This window comes from Iodobacter fluviatilis (assembly GCF_004194535.1).
In the GTDB taxonomy this organism is placed as follows: domain Bacteria; phylum Pseudomonadota; class Gammaproteobacteria; order Burkholderiales; family Chitinibacteraceae; genus Iodobacter; species Iodobacter fluviatilis_A.
Map to the genome: position 1 here is coordinate 3,806,443 of NZ_CP025781.1, position 25,594 is coordinate 3,832,036.

At 47.1% G+C, this 25,594-nt stretch carries 25 protein-coding genes and 3 pseudogenes; 12 read left to right on the forward strand and 16 right to left on the reverse strand.

Features of this window, described 5'->3' with window-relative positions:
- Nucleotides 1–27 precede the first annotated feature (27 nt).
- The 10 genes and pseudogenes from C1H71_RS16885 to C1H71_RS16925 form a co-directional block, all read right to left on the reverse strand.
- A pseudogene (locus tag C1H71_RS16885) lies at nt 28–431 on the reverse strand (Mu transposase domain-containing protein); the annotation flags it as partial.
- A 36-nt stretch (nt 432–467) separates the two neighbouring features.
- Nucleotides 468–1,088 (reverse strand): LysE family translocator, encoded by a 621-nt coding sequence (locus C1H71_RS16890; RefSeq protein ID WP_130107605.1) that lies wholly within the window; start codon nt 1,086–1,088, stop codon nt 468–470.
- 71 nt (nt 1,089–1,159) lie between these two features.
- A complete protein-coding gene (locus C1H71_RS16895) occupies nt 1,160–1,822 on the reverse strand; it encodes an ornithine cyclodeaminase family protein (RefSeq protein WP_223146084.1) in 663 nt (220 codons plus the stop codon).
- A complete protein-coding gene (locus C1H71_RS21125) occupies nt 1,819–2,112 on the reverse strand; it encodes a hypothetical protein (RefSeq protein ID WP_223145905.1) in 294 nt (97 codons plus the stop codon). Before C1H71_RS21125 ends, C1H71_RS16895 begins: the two co-directional genes overlap by 4 nt.
- Nucleotides 2,113–2,115: 3 nt before the next feature.
- Nucleotides 2,116–2,685 carry a carboxymuconolactone decarboxylase family protein gene (locus C1H71_RS16900; protein ID WP_130107606.1) on the reverse strand — a complete coding sequence of 190 codons (570 nt, stop codon included), beginning with the start codon at nt 2,683–2,685 and terminating at the stop codon, nt 2,116–2,118.
- A 70-nt stretch (nt 2,686–2,755) separates the two neighbouring features.
- Entirely contained in the window at nt 2,756–3,376 is a 621-nt protein-coding gene (locus tag C1H71_RS16905) for a bacilysin biosynthesis protein BacA (RefSeq protein ID WP_130107607.1), read from the reverse strand.
- A 21-nt stretch (nt 3,377–3,397) separates the two neighbouring features.
- The gene (locus tag C1H71_RS16910; protein WP_130107608.1) at nt 3,398–4,363 is read right to left on the reverse strand and encodes a branched-chain amino acid transaminase; all 966 of its coding nucleotides are present in this window, start codon (nt 4,361–4,363) and stop codon (nt 3,398–3,400) included.
- Nucleotides 4,364–4,365: 2 nt separating this feature from the next.
- Nucleotides 4,366–5,766, reverse strand: coding sequence for a phenylacetate--CoA ligase family protein (locus C1H71_RS16915; RefSeq protein WP_130107609.1), 1,401 nt, complete (start codon nt 5,764–5,766; stop codon nt 4,366–4,368).
- A 13-nt stretch (nt 5,767–5,779) separates the two neighbouring features.
- Nucleotides 5,780–6,202, reverse strand: coding sequence for a DUF2000 domain-containing protein (locus C1H71_RS16920; RefSeq protein WP_130107610.1), 423 nt, complete (start codon nt 6,200–6,202; stop codon nt 5,780–5,782).
- Between the two features lie 17 nt (nt 6,203–6,219).
- On the reverse strand, nt 6,220–6,597 hold the full coding sequence (locus C1H71_RS16925) for a Dabb family protein (protein WP_130107611.1): 378 nt from the start codon (nt 6,595–6,597) through the stop codon (nt 6,220–6,222).
- Nucleotides 6,598–6,805: 208 nt separating this feature from the next.
- Here C1H71_RS16925 and C1H71_RS16930 point away from each other — a divergent pair, with 208 nt between their 5' ends.
- Nucleotides 6,806–7,270, forward strand: coding sequence for an Lrp/AsnC family transcriptional regulator (locus tag C1H71_RS16930; RefSeq protein ID WP_130107612.1), 465 nt, complete (start codon nt 6,806–6,808; stop codon nt 7,268–7,270).
- Between the two features lie 39 nt (nt 7,271–7,309).
- Here the strand turns inward: C1H71_RS16930 and C1H71_RS21615 are convergent.
- Both C1H71_RS21615 and C1H71_RS16940 read right to left on the reverse strand, forming a co-directional pair.
- Nucleotides 7,310–7,637, reverse strand: a pseudogene (locus C1H71_RS21615) (integrase core domain-containing protein); the annotation flags it as partial.
- Nucleotides 7,638–8,145: 508 nt separating this feature from the next.
- Nucleotides 8,146–8,355 (reverse strand): annotated as a pseudogene (locus C1H71_RS16940) (integrase core domain-containing protein); the annotation flags it as partial.
- Nucleotides 8,356–8,922: 567 nt separating this feature from the next.
- Here C1H71_RS16940 and C1H71_RS16945 point away from each other — a divergent pair.
- The 10 genes from C1H71_RS16945 (at nt 8,923) to C1H71_RS16990 (ending at nt 18,092) form a co-directional block, all read left to right on the forward strand.
- Complete coding sequence (locus C1H71_RS16945; RefSeq protein WP_223145906.1) at nt 8,923–9,492, forward strand: TMEM165/GDT1 family protein; 570 nt, start codon at nt 8,923–8,925, stop codon at nt 9,490–9,492.
- 85 nt (nt 9,493–9,577) lie between these two features.
- A complete protein-coding gene (locus C1H71_RS16950) occupies nt 9,578–10,870 on the forward strand; it encodes an NCS2 family permease (RefSeq protein WP_130107614.1) in 1,293 nt (430 codons plus the stop codon).
- A gap of 9 nt (nt 10,871–10,879) precedes the next feature.
- Entirely contained in the window at nt 10,880–11,440 is a 561-nt protein-coding gene (locus tag C1H71_RS16955; protein WP_130107615.1) for an adenine phosphoribosyltransferase, read from the forward strand.
- A gap of 114 nt (nt 11,441–11,554) precedes the next feature.
- Nucleotides 11,555–12,109 (forward strand): hypoxanthine-guanine phosphoribosyltransferase, encoded by a 555-nt coding sequence (locus C1H71_RS16960; RefSeq protein WP_130107616.1) that lies wholly within the window; start codon nt 11,555–11,557, stop codon nt 12,107–12,109.
- A 162-nt stretch (nt 12,110–12,271) separates the two neighbouring features.
- A complete protein-coding gene (locus tag C1H71_RS16965) occupies nt 12,272–13,948 on the forward strand; it encodes a hypothetical protein (protein ID WP_130107617.1) in 1,677 nt (558 codons plus the stop codon).
- A gap of 105 nt (nt 13,949–14,053) precedes the next feature.
- Nucleotides 14,054–15,301 (forward strand): serine hydroxymethyltransferase, encoded by a 1,248-nt coding sequence (gene glyA, locus C1H71_RS16970; RefSeq protein ID WP_130107618.1) that lies wholly within the window; start codon nt 14,054–14,056, stop codon nt 15,299–15,301.
- 176 nt (nt 15,302–15,477) lie between these two features.
- A complete protein-coding gene (nrdR, locus tag C1H71_RS16975) occupies nt 15,478–15,930 on the forward strand; it encodes a transcriptional regulator NrdR (protein WP_130107619.1) in 453 nt (150 codons plus the stop codon).
- Between the two features lie 163 nt (nt 15,931–16,093).
- Nucleotides 16,094–17,221: a bifunctional diaminohydroxyphosphoribosylaminopyrimidine deaminase/5-amino-6-(5-phosphoribosylamino)uracil reductase RibD gene (gene ribD / locus C1H71_RS16980; RefSeq protein ID WP_223145907.1), complete on the forward strand. Its 1,128-nt coding sequence runs from the start codon at nt 16,094–16,096 to the stop codon at nt 17,219–17,221.
- On the forward strand, nt 17,211–17,384 hold the full coding sequence (locus tag C1H71_RS16985; RefSeq protein ID WP_223145908.1) for a YfgJ family double zinc ribbon protein: 174 nt from the start codon (nt 17,211–17,213) through the stop codon (nt 17,382–17,384). Before ribD ends, C1H71_RS16985 begins: the two co-directional genes overlap by 11 nt.
- Nucleotides 17,385–18,092 carry a riboflavin synthase subunit alpha gene (locus tag C1H71_RS16990; RefSeq protein WP_130107621.1) on the forward strand — a complete coding sequence of 236 codons (708 nt, stop codon included), beginning with the start codon at nt 17,385–17,387 and terminating at the stop codon, nt 18,090–18,092.
- Between the two features lie 477 nt (nt 18,093–18,569).
- On the opposite strand, the gene C1H71_RS16995 is transcribed toward C1H71_RS16990, so the two are convergent.
- Together C1H71_RS16995 and C1H71_RS17000 are read right to left on the reverse strand one after the other, a co-directional pair.
- Nucleotides 18,570–20,036 (reverse strand): inorganic phosphate transporter, encoded by a 1,467-nt coding sequence (locus C1H71_RS16995; protein ID WP_130107622.1) that lies wholly within the window; start codon nt 20,034–20,036, stop codon nt 18,570–18,572.
- A gap of 108 nt (nt 20,037–20,144) precedes the next feature.
- Nucleotides 20,145–21,593 (reverse strand): protein adenylyltransferase SelO, encoded by a 1,449-nt coding sequence (locus tag C1H71_RS17000; RefSeq protein WP_130107623.1) that lies wholly within the window; start codon nt 21,591–21,593, stop codon nt 20,145–20,147.
- 73 nt (nt 21,594–21,666) lie between these two features.
- On the opposite strand from C1H71_RS17000, the gene C1H71_RS17005 reads away from it, so the two are divergent.
- Nucleotides 21,667–22,158, forward strand: a complete 492-nt coding sequence (locus C1H71_RS17005; protein ID WP_130107624.1) for an aminoacyl-tRNA deacylase — start codon at nt 21,667–21,669, stop codon at nt 22,156–22,158.
- Between the two features lie 38 nt (nt 22,159–22,196).
- Here the strand turns inward: C1H71_RS17005 and C1H71_RS17010 are convergent, their stop codons facing one another.
- Both C1H71_RS17010 and C1H71_RS17015 read right to left on the reverse strand, forming a co-directional pair.
- Nucleotides 22,197–23,804 (reverse strand): methyl-accepting chemotaxis protein, encoded by a 1,608-nt coding sequence (locus C1H71_RS17010; RefSeq protein WP_188053372.1) that lies wholly within the window; start codon nt 23,802–23,804, stop codon nt 22,197–22,199.
- 576 nt (nt 23,805–24,380) lie between these two features.
- A complete protein-coding gene (locus tag C1H71_RS17015; protein WP_130107626.1) occupies nt 24,381–25,514 on the reverse strand; it encodes a hypothetical protein in 1,134 nt (377 codons plus the stop codon).
- Nucleotides 25,515–25,594: the final 80 nt, after the last annotated feature.

The following is a 25,594-nucleotide window of genomic DNA, read 5'->3' on the forward strand; positions in this document are numbered from 1 at the left end:
TTTTGATTGAGCAATGGTAGGTAACCCCGTCAGCCGCTGATGTCGGGCCATGATTTCATCATTAGCCACCACCACGACTTGCGTGGGATACAAGTGCACACTCACACGCATTCACAAAGTACCAAGTAACGATTAAGTGAGACGGTGATTAAACAGGTACTGGAAACCCGAGCCAGATGCTCAACGTAACCATCAAACTGGGTTGGCATTAGCATCATTTCTAAACACTCTTGCTCCAACATCTCGGCAATGCTCAGGCTTTTGAATTCGGGATGCCTGAGCGCCCCCCATAAGGCGCGAAAACGCTCGGCCAGCCACGCATTCAACGCGTCAAAGCTGCTGAACTTGATACTTTGCGCCTCCAAGCAGATTAGCCGCCGACTATCTTGGATATTCTTTTCAACCACGCCTTTTTCCAAGACAGAGGCGACTATTTTGTTGGATCCACTATAACTCTTCTTTATTCCTCAGCGGATCAACATTGATGCCGCAGCCGCAATCATGATTGTTGCAGCTCCGCGAAACAAAATTTGTTGGGCGTGTTGACTTGATAATAGATGCCGTATGCGCACAGCTGCAAAAATGAATAATGCACCGACCCCCAGTAGAACTAAAATGGTAAGAGGCATCAGTATCAAAGCCCAAGTCTGTAATGAGACTGCTTCCAAATCAATAACCAGAGGTAAAATCGCTAGATAGAAAGCGATGGTTTTTGGGTTCCCTAGAGTAATGGTTAACCCAGATAGTGCTGCTGACAGCAGCTCTTTTTTATTCGTTGCCTTACCTACTTCTATCGCCTGATGGTTGGCAAACCAGAACTGCCAAGCTAAATAGCAAAGATACAGTGCCGCTCCCCAACGCACTAGTTGGAACAAGGCGTTGAAATGTTCTGCGATCATAGCTAGACCAAAGACTGCAAATGACAGGTAGGTCAAATCACCAAGGATCAATCCCAAAAGCACACAAAATCCCGAGAATATACCACCGCTGACGCTCCGAGCGACCAAGGCCGCCATGCCGGGGCCGGGAATGGCCGCTGCAATACCTAGAGCTAATGAATAAGTAAGTATTTGTGATAAATCGAGCATGCAGTGATCCTTTGGTAATGAATTTTATTGCACAAAAATTGACGCTTACGAACGTAAGTACTTAAATGAATTCAACTGGATGCTGCAACCCAACGCCTGATTACTTCACGAGAAAAAACCAAATCTTGTACCGCCAGTCCAACCGATTTAAAGATCGATACTCCCGGTTGATGAGTTGGCATGCTATCGACGGAGAGAGTACCTATCTCTGTTCCAACTCCTTGGCTGGGCAGTAGGCCTTTTTGAACGGCTTTGATGACGCATTCCGAGGCAGCAAGCACTGATTGGTTGCAATCTGTGAATAAAGCAGAATTCTGATATATATCTTCATGCAGTTCTTGAAACCCGAGTGCTGAAGAGCCAATAGCATTTATATGGCAGTGCCTCGGTAAATCGGTGCTTTTGAGGATGGGGGAGCGAGCTGCCGTGGTGGTACAGATGATATCGCAGTCGTTCACTGCTTCGGCAACGGAGGAATGAATCGAGACTGACAAATTACAGTCGCGTTTACACCAGATGGCGAATGACTGGCGAGCCTCTTCGCTACGACCCCATATTGAGACATGCTTGATTGGCCTCACTTTTTTCATGGCTAGTAGATGAGCTTTGGCTTGTAAACCCGTACCGAGAATGGACACACGACTAGCACTAGGGGCGGCGAGCATACGGGTCGCATGTGCTGAAGCCGCAGCCGTGCGAATTTCGGTGATTGCTCCTGCATCTACTGCAACTATGGGGGGGCATCAGCCTCACCATAGATTAATATACTCCCCATGTGAGATGGAATACTGGTCCCAGCCCCCAATCGAACCAGCACAGATTTTAAGCCAAAACCCTGATAGATGCCTGATTTGATGTAGGCTGGCATGATTCCCATTAATTCATTCTCTCCGCCTTTGATTATCGTGCGTAATGGTTGATCAACCTGGCCTGAAGAGTGCAACTTGAATGCTTCTTCGCTTAGCAGTAGGCTAAGTTCGAAATTCAGTAGCTTTTTAACAGAGTCACTGTCTAAATGAAGCATGACTTAAACCTCAGTCATCTGTTTAAACTCTTGAAACGTAGTCAAATTGAAACGCTCGTCGAGCTCGGTCTTGGCAATACTGTTTAAGAGGATTGACATGTTTTTCTGTGAAACACCGAGAATCACATCCAGCATACTTTGCTTGTTGAAGCCTGCTTGCAAAATCGCATCAATGGCCGCTTTGTTCAGTTGTCCACGGCAATGAATGACTTCTAGGGTAAAGCGATGCAAAGCTAAAAGGCGCGCATTAAGTTTGGTTGGATCATGGATAATGGCATCGACTACGCAATTTTTTACACCATTCGTTAGTGCAATGAAAGAATGAGCTTGGATCGTGTAGGTGCAGTTATTTTCTACTCCAGAGGCTATCCATACCACCGCTTTTTCTTCTTCGTTCAATGAGCTGTCGATAAACAGATCATGTGCTCGCTGATAAGCACCCAGCAACGAAGGTGACTCCGACATGTAGGCACTCTGATTGGGGATCCAGCCAAAATTGTCAATGGAACTCTGAAGGAGTGCTTTACTTGTCTCAGGGGTAGAATCTAAAGTGTGAAGCGTCAAAACAGACATAAAAACCTCAATAATTTAAAAAATTCGGTCATTGCCCAATCTCAGGCTTATCCTTAGTGGCGTTTTGAAATCAACCATTGGCTACATTAAGCATGCTTGGTTGCGCACACCAACTGGAAAGTGAGAAAACAGACCAAAGCATTCTGATTGGACGGGTGCTAGAGATGAATTGCAAACCATGAATTTTGGCCGCCACTTCAGTGGTTAGTGCCACATCAACCTCACCCCTAGCCACTGCTGCGGCTGCAGCACTGGTGGAAAGTGCGAAGATTACAGATCCTACCTCCAAACCTTGGGGTAATAACTCTTCAATTAAAAGCACTGGTGCAGGATGGGTAGCTACAGTTAGCTTTTTTTTCGATAGCGGCCCCTTACTCACCAAGCCGTACAACGGCGTATCAAACATAAAAGTCGCAACTAAGCTTAATCGCGGATCCATATAGAAAGTATTAATTTGCGGATAAGCATTTGCCACGATTAACACTTCTGGGGTGTGCTCTTCCATGCTGGAGCGGGCATACTCATAAGAGTCGCAGAGATGAAGTTGTACGCATGAGTCTGGATATCGCCGCCCGAACCATTGAGTGAAGAAGCTTGCAGCCGCTTCACTACTGGTTCCGTTGGGGCCTAAGGTATGAATTGTTACTTTATGCCAATTAGCAATCCCAAAATTTAAAAAGTTGCTGTCCATGGTCGTAAGTCTCATTAGTAATTAATTGGATACTGGGCTTAACCAATCGGTGTATTTACTATTCAGGCCTCTTACTGTCTTTAAGTAGAGACTCCGTATTGCCGCACTTATTTCGCCAACGCCACTCTCTTGAAGTATGTAGTGATCAATTTGCGTAACAGGTACAATTTCAACACCTGTACCGGCTAAGAAACATTCATCGACTGAAAACAGCTCAGAAAACGAGATGTCTCGTTCTATGACTTTTAACCCTAGGTCTTCTCTAGCGAGAGTAATGATCGTATCGCGAGTAATGCCCTCAAGAATGTGAGCACTCAAAGGAGGGGTAATAAGGCAGCCATCTTTCACAACAAAAACATTTGAGGTCGTTGACTCGGCCAAATTTCCATGCACATTCAACATCAATGCATCATCAAATCCATTGCGTTGTGCTGACTCCATTGCCAGCGCCGAATTGGCATAGCTACCAGTGATTTTGGCTCTTGCGGGAAGTGAAACATCGGGAATTCGCCGCCAAGTCGAAATGGCACAACGGATCCCGTCAGCTCGCATGTAGGCGCTCATGGATAGAGTGTTGATGACTAGGCCAGAGCTGACGCCAGTTAGTTTTACACCAAAGCCAATACCAGGAAGGAGTGCCTTTTTGTAGGCCAGAGGCCTAATGTAACAATCGGTTGATGCCTCGTTATGCCGCAGTAAATCAAGGATGATTGATTTGAACTCAGAGCGCAGCGGTAAATTTTCTAATTGCAGTAGCCGAGCTGAATTTGCTAATCGCTTCAAGTGATCATCCAACCTGAACACATTTAGCTCTCCATTAGCAGCAACATAAGCACGAATACCCTCGAATACACCCGTTCCGTAAGCAAATGCCTGAGTCGTTACCGGCACCACGGCATCAGCTACAGCGACAACTTGACCATCAAGATATACCCAAGGATGAGGCTTGCGAGGAGCAGTTGAGGGATTGCTGAGAGCATTACTCATGATTAGGCTCTCTTTGCGACGATGTTTAATGCTGTTTCGCGCTCACGGTTGTCGCTGCCGTTACGTTTATCATGAAGCCTTGCCGCTTTCCAACTAACCATCGCTGCAGTGCCGGTAACTGCATCGGTAGAGCCTATGGAAATATGGGCATGAGCACCGATTTTGGCTTCTAGGAAGTTGGTAACCGCTTCTAAGTCGTTGCGTTTTGAGACGCTATTTTCTAACTCCAATGTAATTCGTAACTGGTCGACCCCAGCTACAGCGTCCACCTGAATGTGGTAGTCCAAGCAGCCTTTGAGATGCTCGAATAATGCAGCTTCAATATCATAGGCGCAGTGTTGGTTGCCATTAACGATTAAGGTGTCACGAACTCTACCAATAGGGATAATTTGCCATCCACCATTATTCATGACCTTAACCCGAACCATATCCCCTGTTCGATAACGAATCAGTGGTTTCTGCCCTTGATAAAGGTGAGTAATCACCAATTCTCCGGTCATTTTGGAACCTTCGGGTTCTTGTACTTGCCCCGACTGTGGGTTGACCACTTCATAAACTACGTTCAGAGGAACAGTACAAAGATTGCCATCCTTATCACTTGCAGCCAGAATGGATGATTCTTGGGAGGCATACATGCAGTTGTATACTGCACTGCCCCACACATCGCCGATATTGCGCAATAACGCCGGAGTGGTCAGTTCACCCAAAGTGAAAATCAGCTTGACTCCCAGCTCGGATGGGCTTTGTTCATTTTGGAGTTGATACCTAGCTAAACTGATAGCAACTGCTGGCGTACAAACTAACGCAGTGATCTTCAGTTCTTTAATTAGTGTAACCGCTCGTTCCAGCCCAACGACTGGCGATCGTGGCCACATTTTCACCACTGTGTGGCCTAGGCTTCGGCAAACGTCTTCAAATGTGTCGCCGGTAGAATGTAATTCAGTAGGCCCCATCACACCTACAATATGTTGTTGGCCGTGAGCTAGGAATATTTTTTTATAACGAAGTATTAGTGGCGTATTATTGAATATCGAATCCTGTTCGTTACGTGGGCAGGGTGTCGCCGCACCGGTAGTGCCCGTGGTTTCGTAATAAATCCATGCGTTATTCAGCGGAGCTGCGGCCATATTATGGCCAGCTTCGCGCAAATCATTCTTTGTTGTGAATGGTAGTTTTCGAAACATATCCCAGTCACATGCATCTATGTCGCCTTCAGTCAGAATAGACAGCGCCGCTCGATAATAAGGTGAGTTTGCCTTCACATAGCGGAGTGTGTTTCTAAGGCGCTCAAGTTGAATCTTGTCCAACTCGTCGGCTAAGATGCCGTTATTCTCAAACAATTCATGTTGTTGATGAACAGCACGAGCCAATTCCAGCAGTTCGGGCTTGAATAAAGCGTACACTACGATCCCCTTATTACTTGAATAATGAAAGACTACCTGTCAATTTGTTAATTTTTTTCTGTGGTCCAATTAATCCAATAGCAACCAATTCGATTGCTGAGCTTTCGGCTTCGGAGATACGTGTTTCATACTCCTGATACGTTTTGCAGGATTGCGCTAGTGCGCTGAATGGCATGGCGTGAATTTCTTCATCTGCCAAGGCTTTCTCTTGAAGTTGCTGCAAATGCTCAGGTGTGGAAAGCAAAATTGGCAACGGTGCATAGATGACACCGGGGTAGTTCACATTATCTAGGCTTTGCATGTCAGGCCCCACCAGACCAGCGACCGAACGCCCGAGGCTAACGCCAATGACACTGACCGCGTTGGCTGCGTGCCCTAACCCCAATGTGCTATTGACTACGATTACGCATTTGTGGGCAGTAGCATCAAAATTCATTGAATCCTCCACAACTATCAAGAAACTTGTAGCTCTTCGAGCTCCGGTAAACTGAAGTCTGTCCATTTATTGAACAGCCCGAAAAACTTTGTAGTGTCATTACCGATATCAATATCAATCACCTGCCAGCTAGAAAGCTTCTGCCACTTGAGTACACCTTGATGGTGATTGGGGTGAATTATAAAAGCAGAAAGAGTCTCTTGATTTTCAAACAAACCCATAACCATGAAGTCTGCAGCCTGTATCCGCGAACTGATATTTCGACCACAAGCCCATCCCAATATTTCACTAATGTGGGATGGGTGCTGACGTGTCGTTGTCTCTGCATCAATAATTTCAATATCACTCCATTTGAATGACTCATGAAATTTGAAAAGAACAAGATGAAGAATCATTTTTCACCCTTGAATAAAACGTTACAAAAATGAGGATTAATTTTTTCAACTTACAATGAACCTAGAAATTCGCTTACTTTGCCCTTAACCCCTAAGGTTAAAAAAATGATACGCCTTTTATTTGGGTAAAATTTCCTATCTTTGTTGTGAATAACTTATAAATAGGTAAAATATTCCAATCTTAACTAGTAAGTTAAAAATTATTACCATGAAAGAACTTGATAACATTGATTTCAAAATACTTACCGCTCTACAGAGGGATGGCAGGGCAACCAATCAGATGTTGGCTGATGGTATTGGCATGTCGGCCTCGCCTTGTTGGCGTAGAGTTCGACAGTTGGAGGAAGAGAAGTACATTCAGGGTTATAGAGCAGTACTGGATAGACGTAAAATTGGGCTGGGAGTAATGGTGTTTATACGGATTAACATCGACTGCCACGGTAAGGCAGAAGCAAAGAAATTTGAACAAAAAGTAATGCAGCTAGAAAATGTAATTGCGTGCTACAGCATCAGTGGTAATGCAGATTTCTTATTGCAGGTGGTGGCAAAAGATTTAGACTCGTTTGCTGAATTTGCTATGACAGTTGTTCGGCAACTACCGGGTATAAAGGAAATGCAGAGCATGTTCGTACTCAAAGAAATCAAGCCTTTCATCTCATTTCCTCTCCAATGAGAACGGTCATTGTCAAAGTAGTTGAGATTTTTTTGCGATTTAGACTCTATCTAAATCCTCGCTGTTTTTATGCTTAATGACCCGGTTTGGGTTATGTTGCACTTCGTTTTGCCAGCTCCAGTTTTTGGTCTTGTTTCGCCTCCGTTTCGGTCGCGCTAAGCGTGCGGCTTGGTAGAGACCTTGATATCGTTGCGATGGCGTGACAAATTGAATGCCGCTGTGTCGGTGCCTATGCATTGTACCAATCCACAAAGCGCATGACCCATTGCCTTCTTTATCCAGACTGTCAAAGCCTTTATTCGGCCAAGCGGGCCAGTATTTCAGCGTACGGAGCAATGACTCTGCATAGTGGATTGTCGTTGCTGACGCAGGTTTGAATGATTGCACGCATTTGTTCATTTTTAGTGATCTCACTAGCGCGTTTTACTTGTCATGTTTAAATATCACAAAATTGGATTGGTTGCTTCACCCATTCAAACGCCACAGGGATGGATACATCTTGGCTGTAATACAGCGCATTGAGCAGATTAATTCCTTTCACCGATCGGCCAGAACAATGATCAAAGTGCCAACAAATCAGGTCATTTTCATCGGTGTAGGCTTTTTCTTGAATGGTGTTATCAAAAATTAAGCAGGCATCTTCACGTTCAATTTGGCGAACGGTTTTTTAACGCCAAGCCATTAATCTTGCGATGTATATTCACGTCCAGATAAAAAACGCGTCACTTAATTGTGGCTTACTTCCTGATCCAACGCGTCAGCCAACCCTGTTGCAGTCACCTTCCCACAGGTTGTAATGAGAAAGGCGGTGTAGAGTTCAAGTTCTTTAAATTCATTTTGTAAGGTTGTCGGGTTCGGGCTCTGGGTGCGTAACATCAGTTAAATAATTCGGGCTTGGTTTTTTGCCATTCCTTTATTGCTTGAGTCGGGGTGGTATGGCCGAGTGCTTCTTGAGGAAGGTGGTGATTGTAGATTTTTAAATCATTGAGCAAGGTGGCCTCCAGCTCGGCGGTGGAGGCGACGCGCGTCTGTTGAACCACTTCGCTGATTCGCCGGTTAAAACGCTCCACCATGCCGTTCGTTTGCGCGCCCGTAGCATGCAGCGAAGTAATTTTGTTGGGTTTAATTGAGTTTTGGCGATGGTGAATGGCCATTTAAGGGATTTACAGTGGCAATGCCCGCCAGAATATCAGTCGCTGGTGAAATTATTTTCACCCTTTGTCCCATTACCCGCCCAAAGCGAGGTGCTAGATCCTTACTTATGGCGGCGCTGCTGGGTTTGGGACGGTATTAGATCAGGTAGAAGTGGGCTATAGCGCACGGCTAAATGACATTGAAACGGCCATTTTAGGCTTGTAAATAGTAGTTTGTACGCGCGATTTTTGTAATCTGGGATTGCAGCATGAATCACTGGTGGTTAGAATCCGCGCTTTGGTCTTCGGGGGAGTAGTCGCCTGCAGCGCGTTTGAAAGAACTGTGCGCGGGGGGTACGTCAACATACTTGGATCGTTTGATCCATGGCGTATTCGGTTGGAGCTGTATTCTGAGCACAGAATACGGGTCAACTTGACAAGACCTGAGGTTCGTTCAGCATTCCCTGGGTGGGCAGTGCTGTGCGACCTCTATCCTGCCCACCCCGGAAACACAACTTAATGATTGATACATTTCTTATTTCTACAGGCGTAGTAGCTGTTGCCGAAATCGGCGATAAGACGCAATTACTCGCGTTAATATTGGCTGCGCGCTTTCGACGTCCTCTGCCTATTATTCTGGGCATCTTTGTTGCGACTGTACTTAATCATTTTGCTGCGGGCTGGCTTGGGCTGCAAGTGGCTGGCTTAGTGTCGCCCGCTGTTTTGCGTTGGGTGATTGGCTTGGGCTTCTTGGCCATTGCCATTTGGGCGTTGATTCCCGATGAGATGGGTGAAGAAGAAGCCCAAATTAAGCCCTATGGTGCCTTTTTGGCCGCCGCTGTGGCGTTCTTTTTGGCCGAAATCGGCGATAAAACTCAGGTTGTTACCGTTGCTTTGGCGCTAAAATATCAACCGCTATGGGCGGTGATTGCGGGTACTACCTTAGGCATGATGATTGCCGATGTACCTGCTGTGTTTGTGGGTAAGTGGATTGCGGCGCGGATGCATATCTTGCGCTATGTTCGTTTTGTTGCCGCTGCTGTTTTTGCATTGCTTGGGGTGTTGGCCTTGCTGGGTATTGGCGGTTAATAGTGTGTGAGTCGGTAAGCATTGTGTGTGAATAACAGGCAATGCAAGCCGACTTATTTGTTTTATCTAACAGGGAAATGGGCTCATGCTCGAAGCATTGTTCAAATTAAAAGAACACGGTACTAATGTTAAAACCGAGGTCATCGCTGGGTTTACGACGTTTTTAACTATGGCCTATATTATTTTCGTCAATCCAGCCATTTTGGCGCAAACCGGGATGGATTTTAATGCCGTGTTCGTAGCGACGTGCTTGGCTGCGGCTTTTGGTACCGCTGTGATGGCGCTGTTGGCTAATTATCCAATTGCGCTGGCGCCAGGTATGGGTTTAAACGCTTACTTTACCTTTGCCGTGGTGAAAGGCATGGGCGTGCCTTGGCAAACGGCCTTGGGTGCGGTGTTTATTTCTGGCGTGATTTTTGTGTTGGTTTCCTCGTTTAAAATACGTGAAGTGCTGGTGAATGCGATTCCGCACTCACTAAAGCTGGCGATATCAGCCGGTGTGGGCCTGTTTCTTGCCATTATTGGTCTGAAAAGTGCGGGTCTGATTACGGCATCACCGGTCACGATGGTGCAGTTGGGTGATATTCATGCGCCTAGTACTTTATTAGCCGTGTTCGGCTTCTTTTTAATTGTGGCTTTGGAATATCGCAAGGTAAAAGGCGCCATCATTATTGGCGTGCTGGGTGTAACACTATTGTCGATTTTATTCGGTTTAACCGAATTTAAAGGTGTGTTTTCTCCGCCTCCTTCGATTGCACCAACCTTTATGCAAATGGATATTAAAAGCGCATTCAATGCCGGTTTGATTGGCGTGGTGTTTATTTTCTTCTTTGTAGACCTATTTGATACTACAGGCACATTGGTGGGTGTTGCGCATCGCTCAGGTCTGTTAGGCAAAGATGGCAAATTGCCGCGTTTAAAGAAGGCGCTGTTCGCAGATTCTTCTGCCATTATGGTAGGGGCTGCACTGGGAACATCCAGCGTAACGGCCTATGTTGAATCGGCTGCCGGCGTGGCTGCAGGCGGGCGTACTGGCCTGACTAGCTTGGTGGTGGCCATTTTATTTTTGTCAGCATTGTTTGTAGCGCCACTGGCGGGCACGGTGCCCGCTTATGCAACGGCCCCAGCGCTTTGCTACGTGGCGGTGTTGATGGCGCGTGGTTTGGCTGAAGTTGATTGGGATGATATTACTGAAGCGGCACCAGCAGTGATTACTGCGGTAGGTATGCCATTTACTTATTCCATTGCTGATGGTATTGCCTTTGGGTTTATTAGCTACGCTGCGATTAAAGTGTTGGCTGGCCGTTATAAAGATTTAAGTCCTGCGGTATTGATTATTACCACGCTGTGGATTGTTAAATTTGCGGTATTTGGTTAAGGGAAGATAATGAGCACATTGCAGGCAGAGCCGCCATATGCAGATTATATTCGCGATCGCATTCGCACTGTGCCTAATTGGCCACAGGCTGGGGTGCAGTTTCGAGATATCACACCGCTATTACAAGATAAAAAAACCTTTCGCGTGCTGGTTGATATCTTTGTCCATCGTTATATGGATATGGATTTAGACATGGTGGCTGGCGTAGATGCCCGTGGGTTTATTCTGGGCGCAGTTGTGGCTTATGAATTAAATCTTGGCTTTGTGCCGGTACGAAAAAAAGGTAAATTACCTTTTCTGACTGTGGCAGAAGAATACGAGCTTGAATACGGCTCAGCCACGGTTGAAATGCATACCGATGCCTGCAAAAAAGGCGATCGCGTATTGCTGATTGATGATTTAGTGGCAACTGGCGGCACTATGGTCGCCGCAGCTAAATTATTAGATCGTCTTGGAGCAACCGTTGTTGAGGCTGCAGCAATTGTTGATTTGCCAGAGTTAGGCGGCTCAAAAATCGTACGTGAGCAGGGTATTCCCCTGTTTACGGTGTGTGATTTCGCCGGGCATTAAAGATTTGTAGTGATGGCGTAGTGGCTTAGCCCTATTTAGCAAGTATGTGTTGATTGCTAAGCCATCAATTAAAAAGCGCCATCCATTTTTCATTTGAATAAAAGGTACACCATCGTGACCCTAGAACTCCCTGAAGCCCAAACGATTATTGACAATTCGGATTGCCTGCACGGCGAGGCTGAAGTATTAGCCGCGCTAGATCGTATGGCAGAGGCGATGACGGCTGATTTGCAGTACGCCAACCCGATTGTTTACACCGTGATGAATGGTGGGCTGATTGTGTCAGGGCATTTATTGCCACGTTTACGCTTCCCTTTGGAAGTGTCTTATATGCACGCCACACGTTATCGTAAAGAAACCAGCGGCGGCATGTTGGATTGGAAGGTAAAACCACAAGAAAGCATGAAAGGCCGTGTGGTGGTGGTCGTGGACGACATCTTAGATGAAGGCCATACCTTGGCTGCTATCTTGGAATTCTGTCGTGAGCAGGGCGCAAAAGAAGTTCGCGTTGCGGTACTGGTTGATAAAAAGCATGATCGTAAGGCATTAGGGGTGACTGCAGATTACGTAGGTCTAGAGGTTGAAGATCGTTTCCTATTTGGTTGCGGTATGGATTATCAAGGCTATTGGCGCAATACACTCGCTATCTATGCGGTAAAAGGCATGTAATGCGTGTTGGGTCGTTTTAAAATGACCATGTAATTGTTTAGTTAAAAAAACCCTTATTTACTGACGCGTAAATAAGGGTTTTTTTCGTATTAGGTCGTGATTTGCTTTCTGCTAGCCGTGTTCTGGAGCCTGATGATCTATTCTGATCAAAAGGAGAACTCAATGAGCGAAGCTGATGAAATTATGGTGCGCCATTTTAGGCAAATTCTTATTTGGCCTTTGCAAATGATGCCGCTCGCCCAGCCGCTGGGAGGTGCAAATGTGATGGGGCGGCATTGGGAGCTTATGAATCAGTTGGTGGATGCAGATTCGCCGTGGCAACTTCGCCCCTCGGTGTTTGATATGGATCCGCAGGCATTTCAAGAGCGGCATTATCGCGAGTTCGTTACCTTTTTGCCCTATGTGCAGCGGTTTTTATACGGAGAAGGCGCGGCAGAGGCGGCCAATACCGATAGCTATGGTGGTTCTCCGCTGCATGTGTTTCGCCGCCATGATATTTGCTCGGTACGCATGCATTACAAAGATGGCACCCGGCAAGACTTTAAAGTGGCACACGTTGACCTGTATTTTTTTTACGATATTGATGTCGTGATTCTCGCCCTAGAAACTTTGGCCGATAACGTGCCGCTAAGCCGAGTACAAGACACTTTATTCCGCTTTGGCCGTGCTTTTCCTGCGCAGTGGGATGAAGACCGCACCGCAGCAAGCTGTTTGCAAGCCGTAAAGTGGTTGGATGCCAAGGGCGGGGTGATTGCGGCTTCCGATTACGACGATAAATCTAAATTTCTATCGCATGTGGGCGAGTTTCGCGCCGCCCCGATGGCACAGCACTGGGATTTCTTACTGCGACCTTTGGTGCTGCATCATTCCGAGGAAGAAGGCGAGCTACGCTATCGCCAAATTGAATATCACCGCATGCCCTTAATGGCATACCTAGCCTTTGATGATCCTTTTAATTTAACGGATGAAGATTTTTACCGCTTGGGTTTGGTGACTCGCCCAGCCCAAGGAGGAGATTTGCCTTATACGCCCAAGGTGTTTCAAGATTTTGAAGCCAACTGTTGCTACGATCGTTTTTGGGTGCCAGAGCGGCGGCATGATTCATCCTCTACCCGCATGATGTGTGATGGCCACGCCTTTGTCTTGGTCGGGAAGCATGGGCATGGCTTTTTTAGTGATCCTTACACGGGGGCTTTAGGGCAATTTCGTCATCAATACTTTTTATTGATGGCGATTGCACACTTTCATAAGGCCGCATTATTGATTTTTTCGGATCGGCTGGCTGTGGCGTTGTCTCGCCTGCAAGTGGGCGATGTGAAATCAGCTCGGCGCTTTAAACGTGATATCCGCGTTTTACAAGAAGCTTTTTTGCGCTTTACCCAGCGCTATTGGTTTAGTGAGGTGTCCAATCAAGTGGTGGCCGATCAGCTGTTTCATATGGCCCGCCGGCACTTGGGGACAGAGGTTTTGTTTGCGGAGGTAAGAGAATCGATTTATAGCATGAGCCAATACCTAGAAAATGACGATTTACGCCGTCAGGCCGATACCGTGGTGCGCTTAACCGTGGTGACTATTTTAGGATTGGTAGGGACAACCGTGACGGGCTTTTTAGGGATGAATTTGTTTGATCTTGCGGCAGAGGCGTCATGGCGCAGAATAGGCTACTTTTTTGCCACCTTTATCCCTATTGCGGCACTGACTTTTTACACGCTAATGAAATCGCGAATGCTTTCAGAGTTTTTAGATTTCATGTCAGATGATCGCATGGGCTTTCAAGATAAATTAAAGATTATTCATCGTCAGTGGCGTAAAAAAAAGCAAGCGAGGAACGAATTATGAGCGGGGATCATGATTAATCACGAATTCCTCAATTGGAAAAACAGCTTGCCGTGTTAGAATCCTGCGCATTCCCTATTCCCAACCGACTTACGGAAGCGCCAATCTATGTTCTCCAAGTCCGCTACTATCGCCCAATTCGATCCAGATCTAGCTGCAGCCATTGCAGGTGAAGTTGTTCGCCAGCATGAGCACATTGAGCTGATCGCGTCAGAAAATTACACTAGCCCTGCTGTGATGGAAGCACAAGGCACGCAACTGACCAATAAATACGCCGAAGGTTATCCTGGTAAGCGTTTTTATGGTGGTTGTGAATTTGTAGACACGGTTGAGCAATTGGCTATTGATCGGGTTAAAGCCTTGTTTGGCGCTGAGTATGCCAATGTGCAGCCGCACTCTGGCTCACAAGCTAACCAAGCCGTGTATTTTTCTATTCTGAAGCCGGGCGATACCATTATGGGTATGAACCTAGGCCACGGTGGTCACCTTACACACGGCTCGCCAGCTAATTTATCCGGCAAAATGTTCAATATCGTGGCTTATGGCCTGAACGAAAACGAAGAAATCGATTACGACGATATGGAACGCGTAGCGCTTGAAACCAAGCCTAAACTTTTGATCGGCGGTGCTTCTGCTTACGCTCTGCGCTTTGATTGGGCACGTATGCGCGAAATCGCTGACAAGGTTGGCGCTTACTTCATGGTAGATATGGCGCACTACGCTGGTTTGATCGCGGCTGGCGTGTATCCAAACCCAGTGCCACACGCTCACTTTGTAACATCGACTACGCATAAGACACTGCGCGGCCCACGTGGTGGTTTGATCTTGGCCAAAGCCGAATTCGAAAAATCGATCAACTCTAATGTGTTCCCAACGCTGCAAGGCGGCCCTTTGATGCACGTTATCGCGGCCAAAGCCGTGGCATTTAAAGAAGCGGCAACCCCAGAATTTAAAGTGTACCAAGAACAAGTATTGAAAAATGCACAAGCCATGGCTGCAGCCTTGATTGAGCGTGGCTTACGTGTCATTTCTGGCCGTACTGAATCGCATGTATTTTTGGTGGATCTGCGCTCTAAAGGTTTAACGGGTAAGGCTGCAGACGCATTGCTAGGCTTGGCACACATCACCGTCAACAAAAACGCTATCCCTAATGATCCAGAAAGCCCATTTGTGACTTCGGGTATTCGTTTGGGCTCGCCAGCGATTACAACGCGTGGTTTCAAAGAGGCTGAAGCGATCATCGTAGCCAACTTGATTGCTGACGTGCTGGATAATCCAGCAGATGAAGCAAACATCGCAGCCGTTGCAGTAAAAGTAAAAGAATTGACAGCGCGCTTCCCAGTTTACGGCGCTTAATTTCTGGTGAAATAAAAGTTCTGTAGACACAGAGCACACAAAGGGAATGAAGCACACAGAGAAATGCCTTTTTATGTTTTTCTCCGTGTGCTTTGTGTTCTCCCCGCTCTTAGTGTCTACAGATCTTTTTAAGGTTAACGCTTTTTAGAATTTTTCTTGTTCTTTGCGGGGTTGTGATGAAGTGCCCCTTCTGTGGTTCCCCTGATACGTTAGTTGCTGACTCGCGTATATCTGATGAAGGCGATTTGGTTCGCCGCCGCCGCCGTTGCCCTTTGTGCGATAAACGCTTTACTACTTTTGAAACCGCCGAAGTGCGCTTGCCGCAGGTGGTAAAACAAAATGGTCAGCGTGCTGAATTTGATAGAGAAAAAATTCGCACCAGTTTTGAGCGCGCCTTGCATAAACGACCCGTGCCCACACCCTTGGTCGACGAAGCCATCCTGCGCATTATCCAAAAAGCCTTGTCTTTAGGTGACAGAGAAATCATGAGTCGCCAGATCGGCGAAATGGTGATGTCCGAACTCGCCAAGCTTGATAAAGTCGCCTACATCCGATTCGCCTCCGTATACCGCTCCTTCCAAGACGTCGACGATTTCCGCGATGTGATTCGGGAAGTGAGTAAGGAATAACGCTCTATTTAAAAAGGTCTGTAGATACAGAGCTCAATAAGGGCACAGAGAATATAGAGAAAAAACTTAAGGGTTTGATGCTTCTCCGTGTGCTTTGTATTCTCCCCGCTCTCTGTGTCTACAGATCTTTGGTTTTTCCCCCGCTATCTACTCAGGTAAGCCAATGAACCCGTTTGATCATCAATTTATGCAGCTGGCTTTGCGCCAAGCCGCTTTGGGGCAGAATAGTGCGACGCCTAATCCTTGCGTGGGCTGTGTGTTGGTGAAAGACGGGCAAGTGGTGGGCGCTGGGTTTAGTCAGCCTGCGGGTGCTGGTGTGGTGCAAGGTGCTCCTGGTGCGCATGCCGAGGTGATGGCCCTGAGTATGGCGGGCGATCTAGCCCGTGGTGCGACGGCTTATGTCACGTTAGAGCCTTGCAGCCATCATGGGCGCACACCGCCTTGCGCCGATGCCTTGCTGAAAGCGGGTGTAGTGCGCGTTGTTGCCGCGCTGACAGATCCTAATCCGTTGGTGGCGGGCCAGGGCTTGGCGCGTTTGGCTGCGGCAGGGGTTGAAGTGAGTTCGGGCGTGCTGCACGCAGCAGCATTAGAGCATCACAAAGGCTTTATTAGCCGCATGGTGAGATCCCGCCCTTGGCTGACGGTAAAAATGGGTGCCAGTTTAGATGGCCGTACGGCGCTCGCCAATGGGCAGTCGCAGTGGATTACCGGCCCGGCTGCAAGGTCTGATGTGCAAAAACTCCGTGCCCGATCTTGCGCCATGCTGACCGGTATTGGCACCGTTCTGGCGGATGACCCGCAACTGACGGTGCGAGAATTCGTGATAGACAGGCAGCCACTGCGTGTGGTGGTGGATAGCCAGCTTCGCACTCCTGTCTCGGCTAAGTTATTTAATCAGGCGGGCGTATTGATTGTTGGCGCTCAGGATGACGAGCTAAAGCGCCGAGCTTTAGAAGCCGCAGGGGCCGAAGTCTTGATTTTGGCCGATGCACATGGCCGTGTCGATTTAGCCGCCTTACTGAATGAATTAGGCCTCCGAGGCTGCAATCAAGTCACGGTTGAGGCGGGCGGCGTTTTAGTTGGGGCGCTGTTTCAAGCGGGTTTGGTGGATGAAATGCTGCTTTATCAAGCGCCTGTGATGATTGGCGACACGGCCAAAGGCATTGCCACGCTTGATTTATCCGATCTAAAACACAAGCTACAAGCTAAGGTATTAGAACGCCGTCTATTTGGAGACGATTTGCGTCTTACACTGCGCTTTACTGATGCTGGAGAATTTTATGTCAAATGAAATCGTGCAAGAGGCCATACCTATTTGCCCAGATTGTAAACGGCCTCTCGATGTGATCGCGGCCTGTGGCTCGGTTAGCTATTTTTGTGATCATTGCAATTTGCTCAAGTCTTCGAAGCGCGTGCGCGAAGCAAATCCAGAACTCTTTAAGGAAGCTAAATAAATGTTTACGGGGATTGTGCAAGGCGTTGCTCAGATTGAGGCGATTGATGATAGGGAAGGCATCCGTACATTTCGCATCGCTTTTCCTGCCGGCTTTTGCAAAGACATTCAAATTGGGGCCAGCGTGGCGATTGATGGTGTTTGCCTGACGGTTACCGAGATTTTTGCTGAGGATAAAGCGAGCTTTGATGTGATGCTGCAAAGCTTACGCGTGACTTCCCTATGGCAATTAAACGTAGCTAGCCATGTCAACGCTGAGCGTGCCGCCAAAGACGGCGCTGAAATCGGCGGCCACCCGCTCTCGGGCCACGTGGATTTTACTGCAACGCTGTTAGATATCCGTAAAGATCAGGAAAACTGCTGCTTTAGAATTGGCGTGCCCAAAGTGGGGATGAAATATATCTTCGCGAAAGGCTATATCGCCCTAGATGGCGCGAGCCTGACGGTGTCTGAAACCAATAAGGTCGATTGCTGGTTTGAAGTATGGCTGATCCCAGAAACCCGTCGCATGACGATTTTTGAAGGCAAGACAGTTGGCAGCATCTTCAACGTAGAAATCGAGCGCGCCACGCAAGTCGTCGTCGATACCGTACGCGATGCCTTAGAAGAAAAACTAGGGGCACTAATGCCCGCACTAGAAGCACTTCTTGCCCAGCAGGGTGTGGATATTTATGCGCTGGCTGAGCCTGCGGCATTAAAAAAACCTTAACCCCATCATTGGTTTTTTAAATGCCGCGTGGGCACGCTTGAGAAGGCATGAGTGATGACGAGCCTTTGTCATCCAGGCACCAACAAGCGATGTAGCTCTCAACCACGATCCATTGCTGCGCGAGCGTTAGTGTGGTTTGCTAGTTGTGTGGGCAATGTGACAGACCTTTTGTTTCGCTGCGCAACTGCCACTTACTCGTCGTGGCGATGGTGGTGTTGTACAGTTTGGCCAAGGCATATAACTTTGATGACTACATTTCGGTGCGAACACGTGGAGTGGTTCTGGCCTGTGGATGTCTTGGCTGAATGTGATTGAATCAGATCATGCAGGAGGTAACTGGCTTGGAGCAGAGGCCAACTGCGAATAGGAATAGAATGACCCGAAACCCGATATGAAATTGGACTGAACACTGTATTTTATATAAAGAAAAAAGGCCATGTCACATGACATGGCCTTTGGTTTTATTGCACAGGATTGTTACTTCAACCAATGACTTGCGGCAATAAATAACCCACCGGCTAGCGCCATCGATACCGGTAGGGTAAGCACCCAGGCTAGCAAGATATTTTTTACTGTTTGGCTTTGCAGGCCGCTGCGATTAGCCAGCATGGTGCCTGCAACTGCAGAAGACAATACGTGCGTTGTGGATACTGGCATACCGGTTAAGCTGGCAATGCCAATGGCTGCTGCGGCGGTTACTTGCGCCGCTACACCTTGGCTGTAAGTCATGCCTTTGTTGCCGATTTTTTCACCGACGGTAAGCACAATACGTTTCCAGCCAATCATAGTGCCTAGACCCAATGCGAGGGCTATTGCCACAATCACCCACGAAGGAGCGTATTCAGTGGTGGCTACAAGGTCTTTGCGTAGGCGATCAAGGTCGGCTTTTTCTGCAGAAGTAATGCTAGGTAGCTTACTCACTTTTTTGGCAGTGTCATCAAGGCAGAGCAAGAGGCGGCGAGTGCGAATACGCTCGGCCTCGGAGAGCTGCTCAAAGTTATGAACCCCAGTTAGTTTGTTAACGAGCTCGTGGCTTGCTGGCATGGTTTGCTGGGTATCACACTTAAACTGTGGAGGCAGTGGTGATTGTGCATTCGGGTCAATGTAGGTATTGAGGCGATAGCTATTGCGGCTGTAAAACTGCTGTAAATGCAGCGCAGCATCATGGGTGCGCTCAATTTGATAGGTGGTGCTTTGCATGTCTACAACAAATTTTCCAGGCACAATACCAATTAATACCAGCATCAATAGGCCAATTCCTTTTTGCCCATCGTTAGATCCGTGGGCAAAGCTAATCCCCATGGAAGAGGCAATCAAGGCAACGCGGGTCCAGAAAGGGGGGTGTTTTTTGCCGTCTAATGCTTTGCGCTCATCAGGTGTGTTGTGCATGCGTGAATCAGCACGGAATTTCTTCAGTAGGAGTAATAATCCGCCCGCCACGATTAAACCAACTGTTGGCGAAATCAGTAGCGACAGCATAATGTCGATGGCTTTTTGAGTGTTGATTCCTTCTAGTAAGGGAATATCACTCATCCATGCGTGGGCCAAGCCTACGCCAAGAATAGAGCCAATCAGCGTGTGTGAGCTAGAAGCGGGCAGGCCTAAATACCAAGTGCCTAGGTTCCAGATGATTGCTGCGGCTAAAAGTGAAAACACCATAATCAGCCCTTGCCCAGAGCCTACATTGAGCAGCAGCTCAACCGGCAAAAGGTGGACGATGGCATATGCTACACCGAGGCCGCCTAGAATCACGCCGAAGAAATTACAAATGCCCGATGCAATCACTGCAAGGTGAGGGGGCATGGCTTTGGTGTAAATAACCGTTGCTACAGCATTGGCCGTGTCGTGAAAGCCGTTAATAAATTCGTAAGTAAGAACAAAGCCAAGGGCCAGAACCAAGCTAATGGCTACGCCATAGTCAAGGCCGCTAAAAATATCGGGCATGATGGGGGGGATGAGTGATGACGGGGCGATTATGCCCCAAAATGCCCTTACTCTGTTTTGATTTCAGCCGTGTTGCAGAAAATAAGTAATGAGAAATATTTACTCTGCTTACGATGAGCAAGAAACGCCAATCTGTGCTGCCCATGCCGGCGGCAGTGCTGCATAGTGTTCAAATTCAGCTTTTTCGGTAAATGGCTGCATTAAGCAGCGGTGTAAGTTATTGATTTCACTAAAGTCGTCTGCATCACGGGCTTTTTGGATGGCAATTTCGGCAAGATAGTTACGTAAAACATATTTAGGGTTTATTTGATTCATGCTTGCGATTCGTTCGTTGGAATCCTGTGCTTCGCGGCTAAGGCGGAGTTGATAATCTGAAAACCAAACATCATAAGCCGTGCGGTCTAAAAAGTGATTTCGCAGGCTGTTGTCGATATTTGCCAGATTGCGCCAGAAGAAGGTCCAATCGGTATGGGATGCGTGCATTAGTTCAAATAAGCGGGTGATCAAGCTCCAATCGCTCTCTTGCCAAGTTAATAAGCCCAATTTTTGCCGCAGTAAATCAGCAAAGTGCGCTTCAAAATGGCTTTGATATTGCTGCAATGCATTAAGGGCGGCGGCTCTATCCATCAGGGGTAATAAAGCTTGTGCTAAACACTGTAAATTCCACAGCCCCATTTCTGGCTGGTTTTGGTAGCTGTAACGGCCAGTATCATCGGAGTGATTGCAAATATGCCCAGCATCAAAGCCATCCATAAAGCCAAAGGGGCCATAATCAAGGGTGAGGCCTAGGATGCTCATATTGTCGGAATTCATCACTCCATGGCAAAAGCCCACTGCCTGCCACTTGGCAATCATCACTGCCGTGCGTTCAATCACTTGCTCTAGTAAGCTCACGTAGGGATTGCTTGCTTGGCGAGCGCTGGGGTAATGATGCTGAATCACCCAATCGGCTAGTTCACGCAGTGAATCAAGATCATTGCGGTAATGTTCAAAATGGCCAAAACGTACAAAACTAGGGGCCGTGCGTAAGACCACGGCGGCGGTTTCTAAACGCTCACGCCAAACACCGTGGGCTGATCCGGCCATGCCTAGGGCCCGGGTGGTAGGAATGCTCAAGCCTTGCATGGCTTCTGAGCAGAGATACTCACGTATCGATGATCTAAGCACCGCTCGGCCATCGCCACGGCGGGAATAAGGCGTTGGCCCAGTGCCTTTGAGCTGCATTTCCCAAAAATCACCATTTGCAGCGTGGTATTCGCCAATTAAAATAGCGCGTCCATCCCCTAGCTGGCCGGCGTTAACCCCAAACTGATGGCCAGAATATATGCTGGCAATTGGCTCGCTGTTGGTGGGGAGTCGATTGCCACAGAGATAGTCGGCTAGATTTGGCTGCTGGCCAGCATCGCTGGCTAGCCCCATCTCTCTGGCGAGTTGCTGATTCCACGCGATTAAGTAGGGTGCAGGCAGAGGAGTAGGCTGAATCCGCGTGTAAAAATGGCTAGGGAGTCGGCCAAAGCGGGGTGTGAGTAAAATTTGGTCAAATGTAAGCGGTATCATGATAAATAAGCGCATTAAGTCCGAGTAATTTAGTCGGGTATTGTAGCGCTTTAGAATAATAAAGAGGTAGCAAATGAGTGAAAAAATACCCGTTACCCAAGCGATTCGTACTTTACGCTTGCACAAGGTGGTATATGCCGAGTGGCCTTATGCCTATGAGGAAAAAGGTGGCACCGCTGCATCGGCTAGGGAGCTAGGAGTGGATGAGCACGTGGTGATCAAAACGCTGATCATGGAAGACGATAAAAAACAGCCGATGATTGTGCTGATGCATGGTGATTGTGAGGTTTCAACCAAGAATTTAGCGCGTCATTTAAAAGTAAAACATATTGTGCCTTGCCAGCCAGAGGTGGCGAATCGTCATTCGGGCTATATGGTGGGCGGTACGTCGCCCTTTGGTACTAAGCGGGCTATGCCGGTGTATATGCAAGATAGCATTGCCACACTGGACATCATTTACATCAATGGGGGTAAGCGTGGTTTTTTGATTAGCTTAGTGGCCGCAGAAGCGGTGCGCGTCTTAAAACCTGTCTTACTTGATATGGCGAATCCTCATGAGGGGTAGCAGTAGGGCACTGCGGCACCCTTAATGCTTGTGCATGCTTATAGATTAAATTTAGCGACTACCGTTTTAAGATTTAGCGCTTCACGATCTAGATGCAGCGCCGTTTCCGCATTGGCTTGTACCGCTAGATTGTTTTCTTCACTCGCTTGCGCAATTCGCTCAATATTTTGGCTGATTAAGTTACACACTTGCCGTTGCTCTTTGAGCGAATCAGCAATGGCGTGAATCGCGGTATGCACTGATTGAGCTGCGTTTTGGCTGTTTTGTACGGAGTCAGCCGCGGCTTCTGCCTGCTGTGCGCCGTGCTGCACTTCGCTCAGTGCCTGATTCATGATCGTGGCTGCGGTGGTGGTGCTGGTTTGAATGGCGTTGATGGTGTCGTTGATTTCAAGTGTGGATTGGGTGGTGCGCTCGGCGAGTTTTCTCACTTCATCGGCCACAACGGCAAAGCCGCGCCCCATATCCCCGGCACGGGCGGCTTCGATCGCGGCATTGAGTGCCAGTAAATTGGTTTGATCGGCAATATCCCTAATCACCCTAGCAATTTGTCCAACCGCATTAGAGCGATCCTGCAATTGCATGATGTGCTGAGTGGCTGATTCAATGGTGCCAGTCATTTGGCGAAGTGCAGCTTGAGTAGCGTGAATGATTTGGCTGCTGGTGTGAGTGGCGGCAAGGGCTAGATCCGTTGAAGCGCTGACTTCTTCGGAGTTGTCGGTGATAACGGAAACGCTAACTGTCATTTCTTCTACGGAAGAGGCGAGCGAAGCGGATGCTTGATTTTGCAACTCAATTGCTGAAGAGGTTTGGTTACTGCCATTGCTAAGCTCGTTGGATGCAATGGCAATCGCGCTAGAGCTACTGGCGATGTTTTGCACCGCACCGCGTAGGCTATTTTGCATGGCACTGAGGGTTTCTAGTAGTAGGCCCAATTCGTCTTTACCTGCGCTAGGTTTGCTTTTGCTTAAATCGCCAGCGGCGATGATGCCGGCAAATTGTGTGGCACTGCTTACCGCGTGGCTAATGTCTTTAATAAGCCAGATGGAAAATGAAAGTAATACCAGCGTAATGATTAGCACAATAATGATGTTGTAAACACGGGTGGATGAATAGGCGAGCACAGATGTTTCGTGGTCTTGCTTTGCCACATCTAACTGTAATGTGGTGAGCTCAGAGATTTTATCGGAAACGGGCTCGATGGCAGGGTACATTTCATGCACAACGAGCTGGTCTAGCGCCGCGCTATCTTTGTTGACCATTGCTTGTTTAAGCTTGTTGGTTATTTGATTGGCCAGTTTCATCCGCTGCTCGTTTTCTTTGGCTAGCGCACTTTCTTTTGCATCCATTTGGCTTGCCATATAGTTGCCCCAGTTGCGCGTAATGCCTTCTTCAGCCGCTTGGATGGAGGCAATGCCTTTATCTGTAGTAAGGCTACCATTTCGAACTTTATGGCTTGTATCTACAATATTGACTGCATATAGATCGGCAACGGTTTTTAAATCACGTAAGGGAACAACGCGGTCTAAATAGATGCCATTCATGGTTTGATTGGCTTGATAAATACCATTTAGCCCGATTAGGCTGATAATTAAAACCGCGATAATGCCTAGGGCACTCATGATAACTAAGCGTAAACGTAATGACATATTCATCCCCAGTAGTGTGATGTAAATGCAGTAAGCTTATTGCTAATATGTCTGGATTTCTTATCTTTACTTTCTACCGTGGCTTATTAAACAAATTATATTGTTCTTGTGTTTAAAAATTATCTTTGATCGCTATATTTTCGCGTTAAATAAAATTGGTTTGTATTGAGTGTGGCGATGTAAGAAAATGTTTTTTACGCACATGTTGAGTATAGTTTGTTTCTTCTGGATGTCTAATTTACGCAAAATTAAATGGTGTTTACTTGGTGCAATTTCCCAATTGTAGTGCAGTGGTAACTCTACGGCTGTGGTTCTTTTTCTTCTAAGTGAGTTATTTGTGATTTTTTGAGGGGGGCGTATTCATTTAAATCTATAAGTTTTAAGTGTAAGGGGCTAAAAATGCGAATTAATAGGGTAATCCTTTCATTTTTAAAGCGCACCTGAAAGTAGAAGGCTAGGGTCTGTTGACGTTTCATTAACGCCGTGCAGCCCCAAAAATGGGCTAAACCCGAAGGGCTGATTAAATAAATGAATACTGAGTCCATAAAGATAAGCTGATTTTGCGGGGGGATTGTCTTACCATGTTGGTAAAGGATGCTCTAATTTTATCCACTCTTCAAAATGATCGTCTTCAAAACGATAAACCCCACGATCTTCCCTCGATAAATGTTGTTTTTCAAACAACCTAGCTAAGGCGTTGTTTACCGTGTGGTTGGCAATTTCAGCCAGCCCCAGATATTGGCCAAGCTTAATACGGGTGTTTTTGCTGCTTAAACCTTCTTGCTTTGCTGCTATTGCTTGCAAAATGATTCGATCAACGGGTAATAGCTCACTCCATAGGCTATCAAAGCCTTGATCGGTATAGGTCTTTGCCAGTGCGTTTTCTATGGCGCTTAGGCAGCCATGAAAAGGGCGAATAAGATACTCTTCTAAGAAACGCCTGAATAATTCTGGGGTTTGTTTTAGCTGATTAAATGCCTCTATTCCTTGTTGATCAGTGAGATGATAATTACGATCAAGAATATGATTGCTCACGGCAATCATATGTTGTACGAATAAATTATCTAATAACGGGAAGGGTTCAACTGGAGCCCAGTTGTAAAATGGTTGATTTGATTTAGCAAACATGTCCCTTAATGTGTGCTCACTGCTGCCGGTAAAGATGACGTGGATTTTTTGTTTGCGCACATCTAAACCAGCGCGCAATGCGGCGGCTAGATCGCCATTATTGGCGCTGGCTAAAATTTGCGCCTCATCAATGAGTAATAAAATAGTGTCTTGGCACTGATCGATTTGCTGCCACATATTGGTCATTAAATTGGCCGTGCTCTTGTCTGCTTCAAAACGCGTTTCAAAGCTACCTTCGGCCATCGGTGTTTTCGCGTTGAGCTTGATAGTGCCAATTTTTTTGCTGCTTATTTTTTTGATGCGCTCCAAAAAGCCATCACTGTTTTGCAGGCTATTGATAACGCTGGATGCCACACCTTCACTAGTATTGTCTCTGCATTCCCATAGATTGATATAAATCACCCGATAGCCTTGTTTGGCTGCTGCAGGGCCTAGATCTTGGAGTAAAAATTCGGTTTTACCCATGCGCCGCCGCGCAAATAGGGCGCGGCTATTACTTAGTTTTAGCGCGAAGCTTTTTAGGTAGTAATCGGCCAATTCTGGGCGCTGAAAGTGCCAATCGGGATTGCTCTTTGTGTGCATGTTTAGCAACATCTACAGTAATTAGATATGTCTAGATTGTATAGATATTGATAAACAAGTCCATCGTTTACGTAATTTAA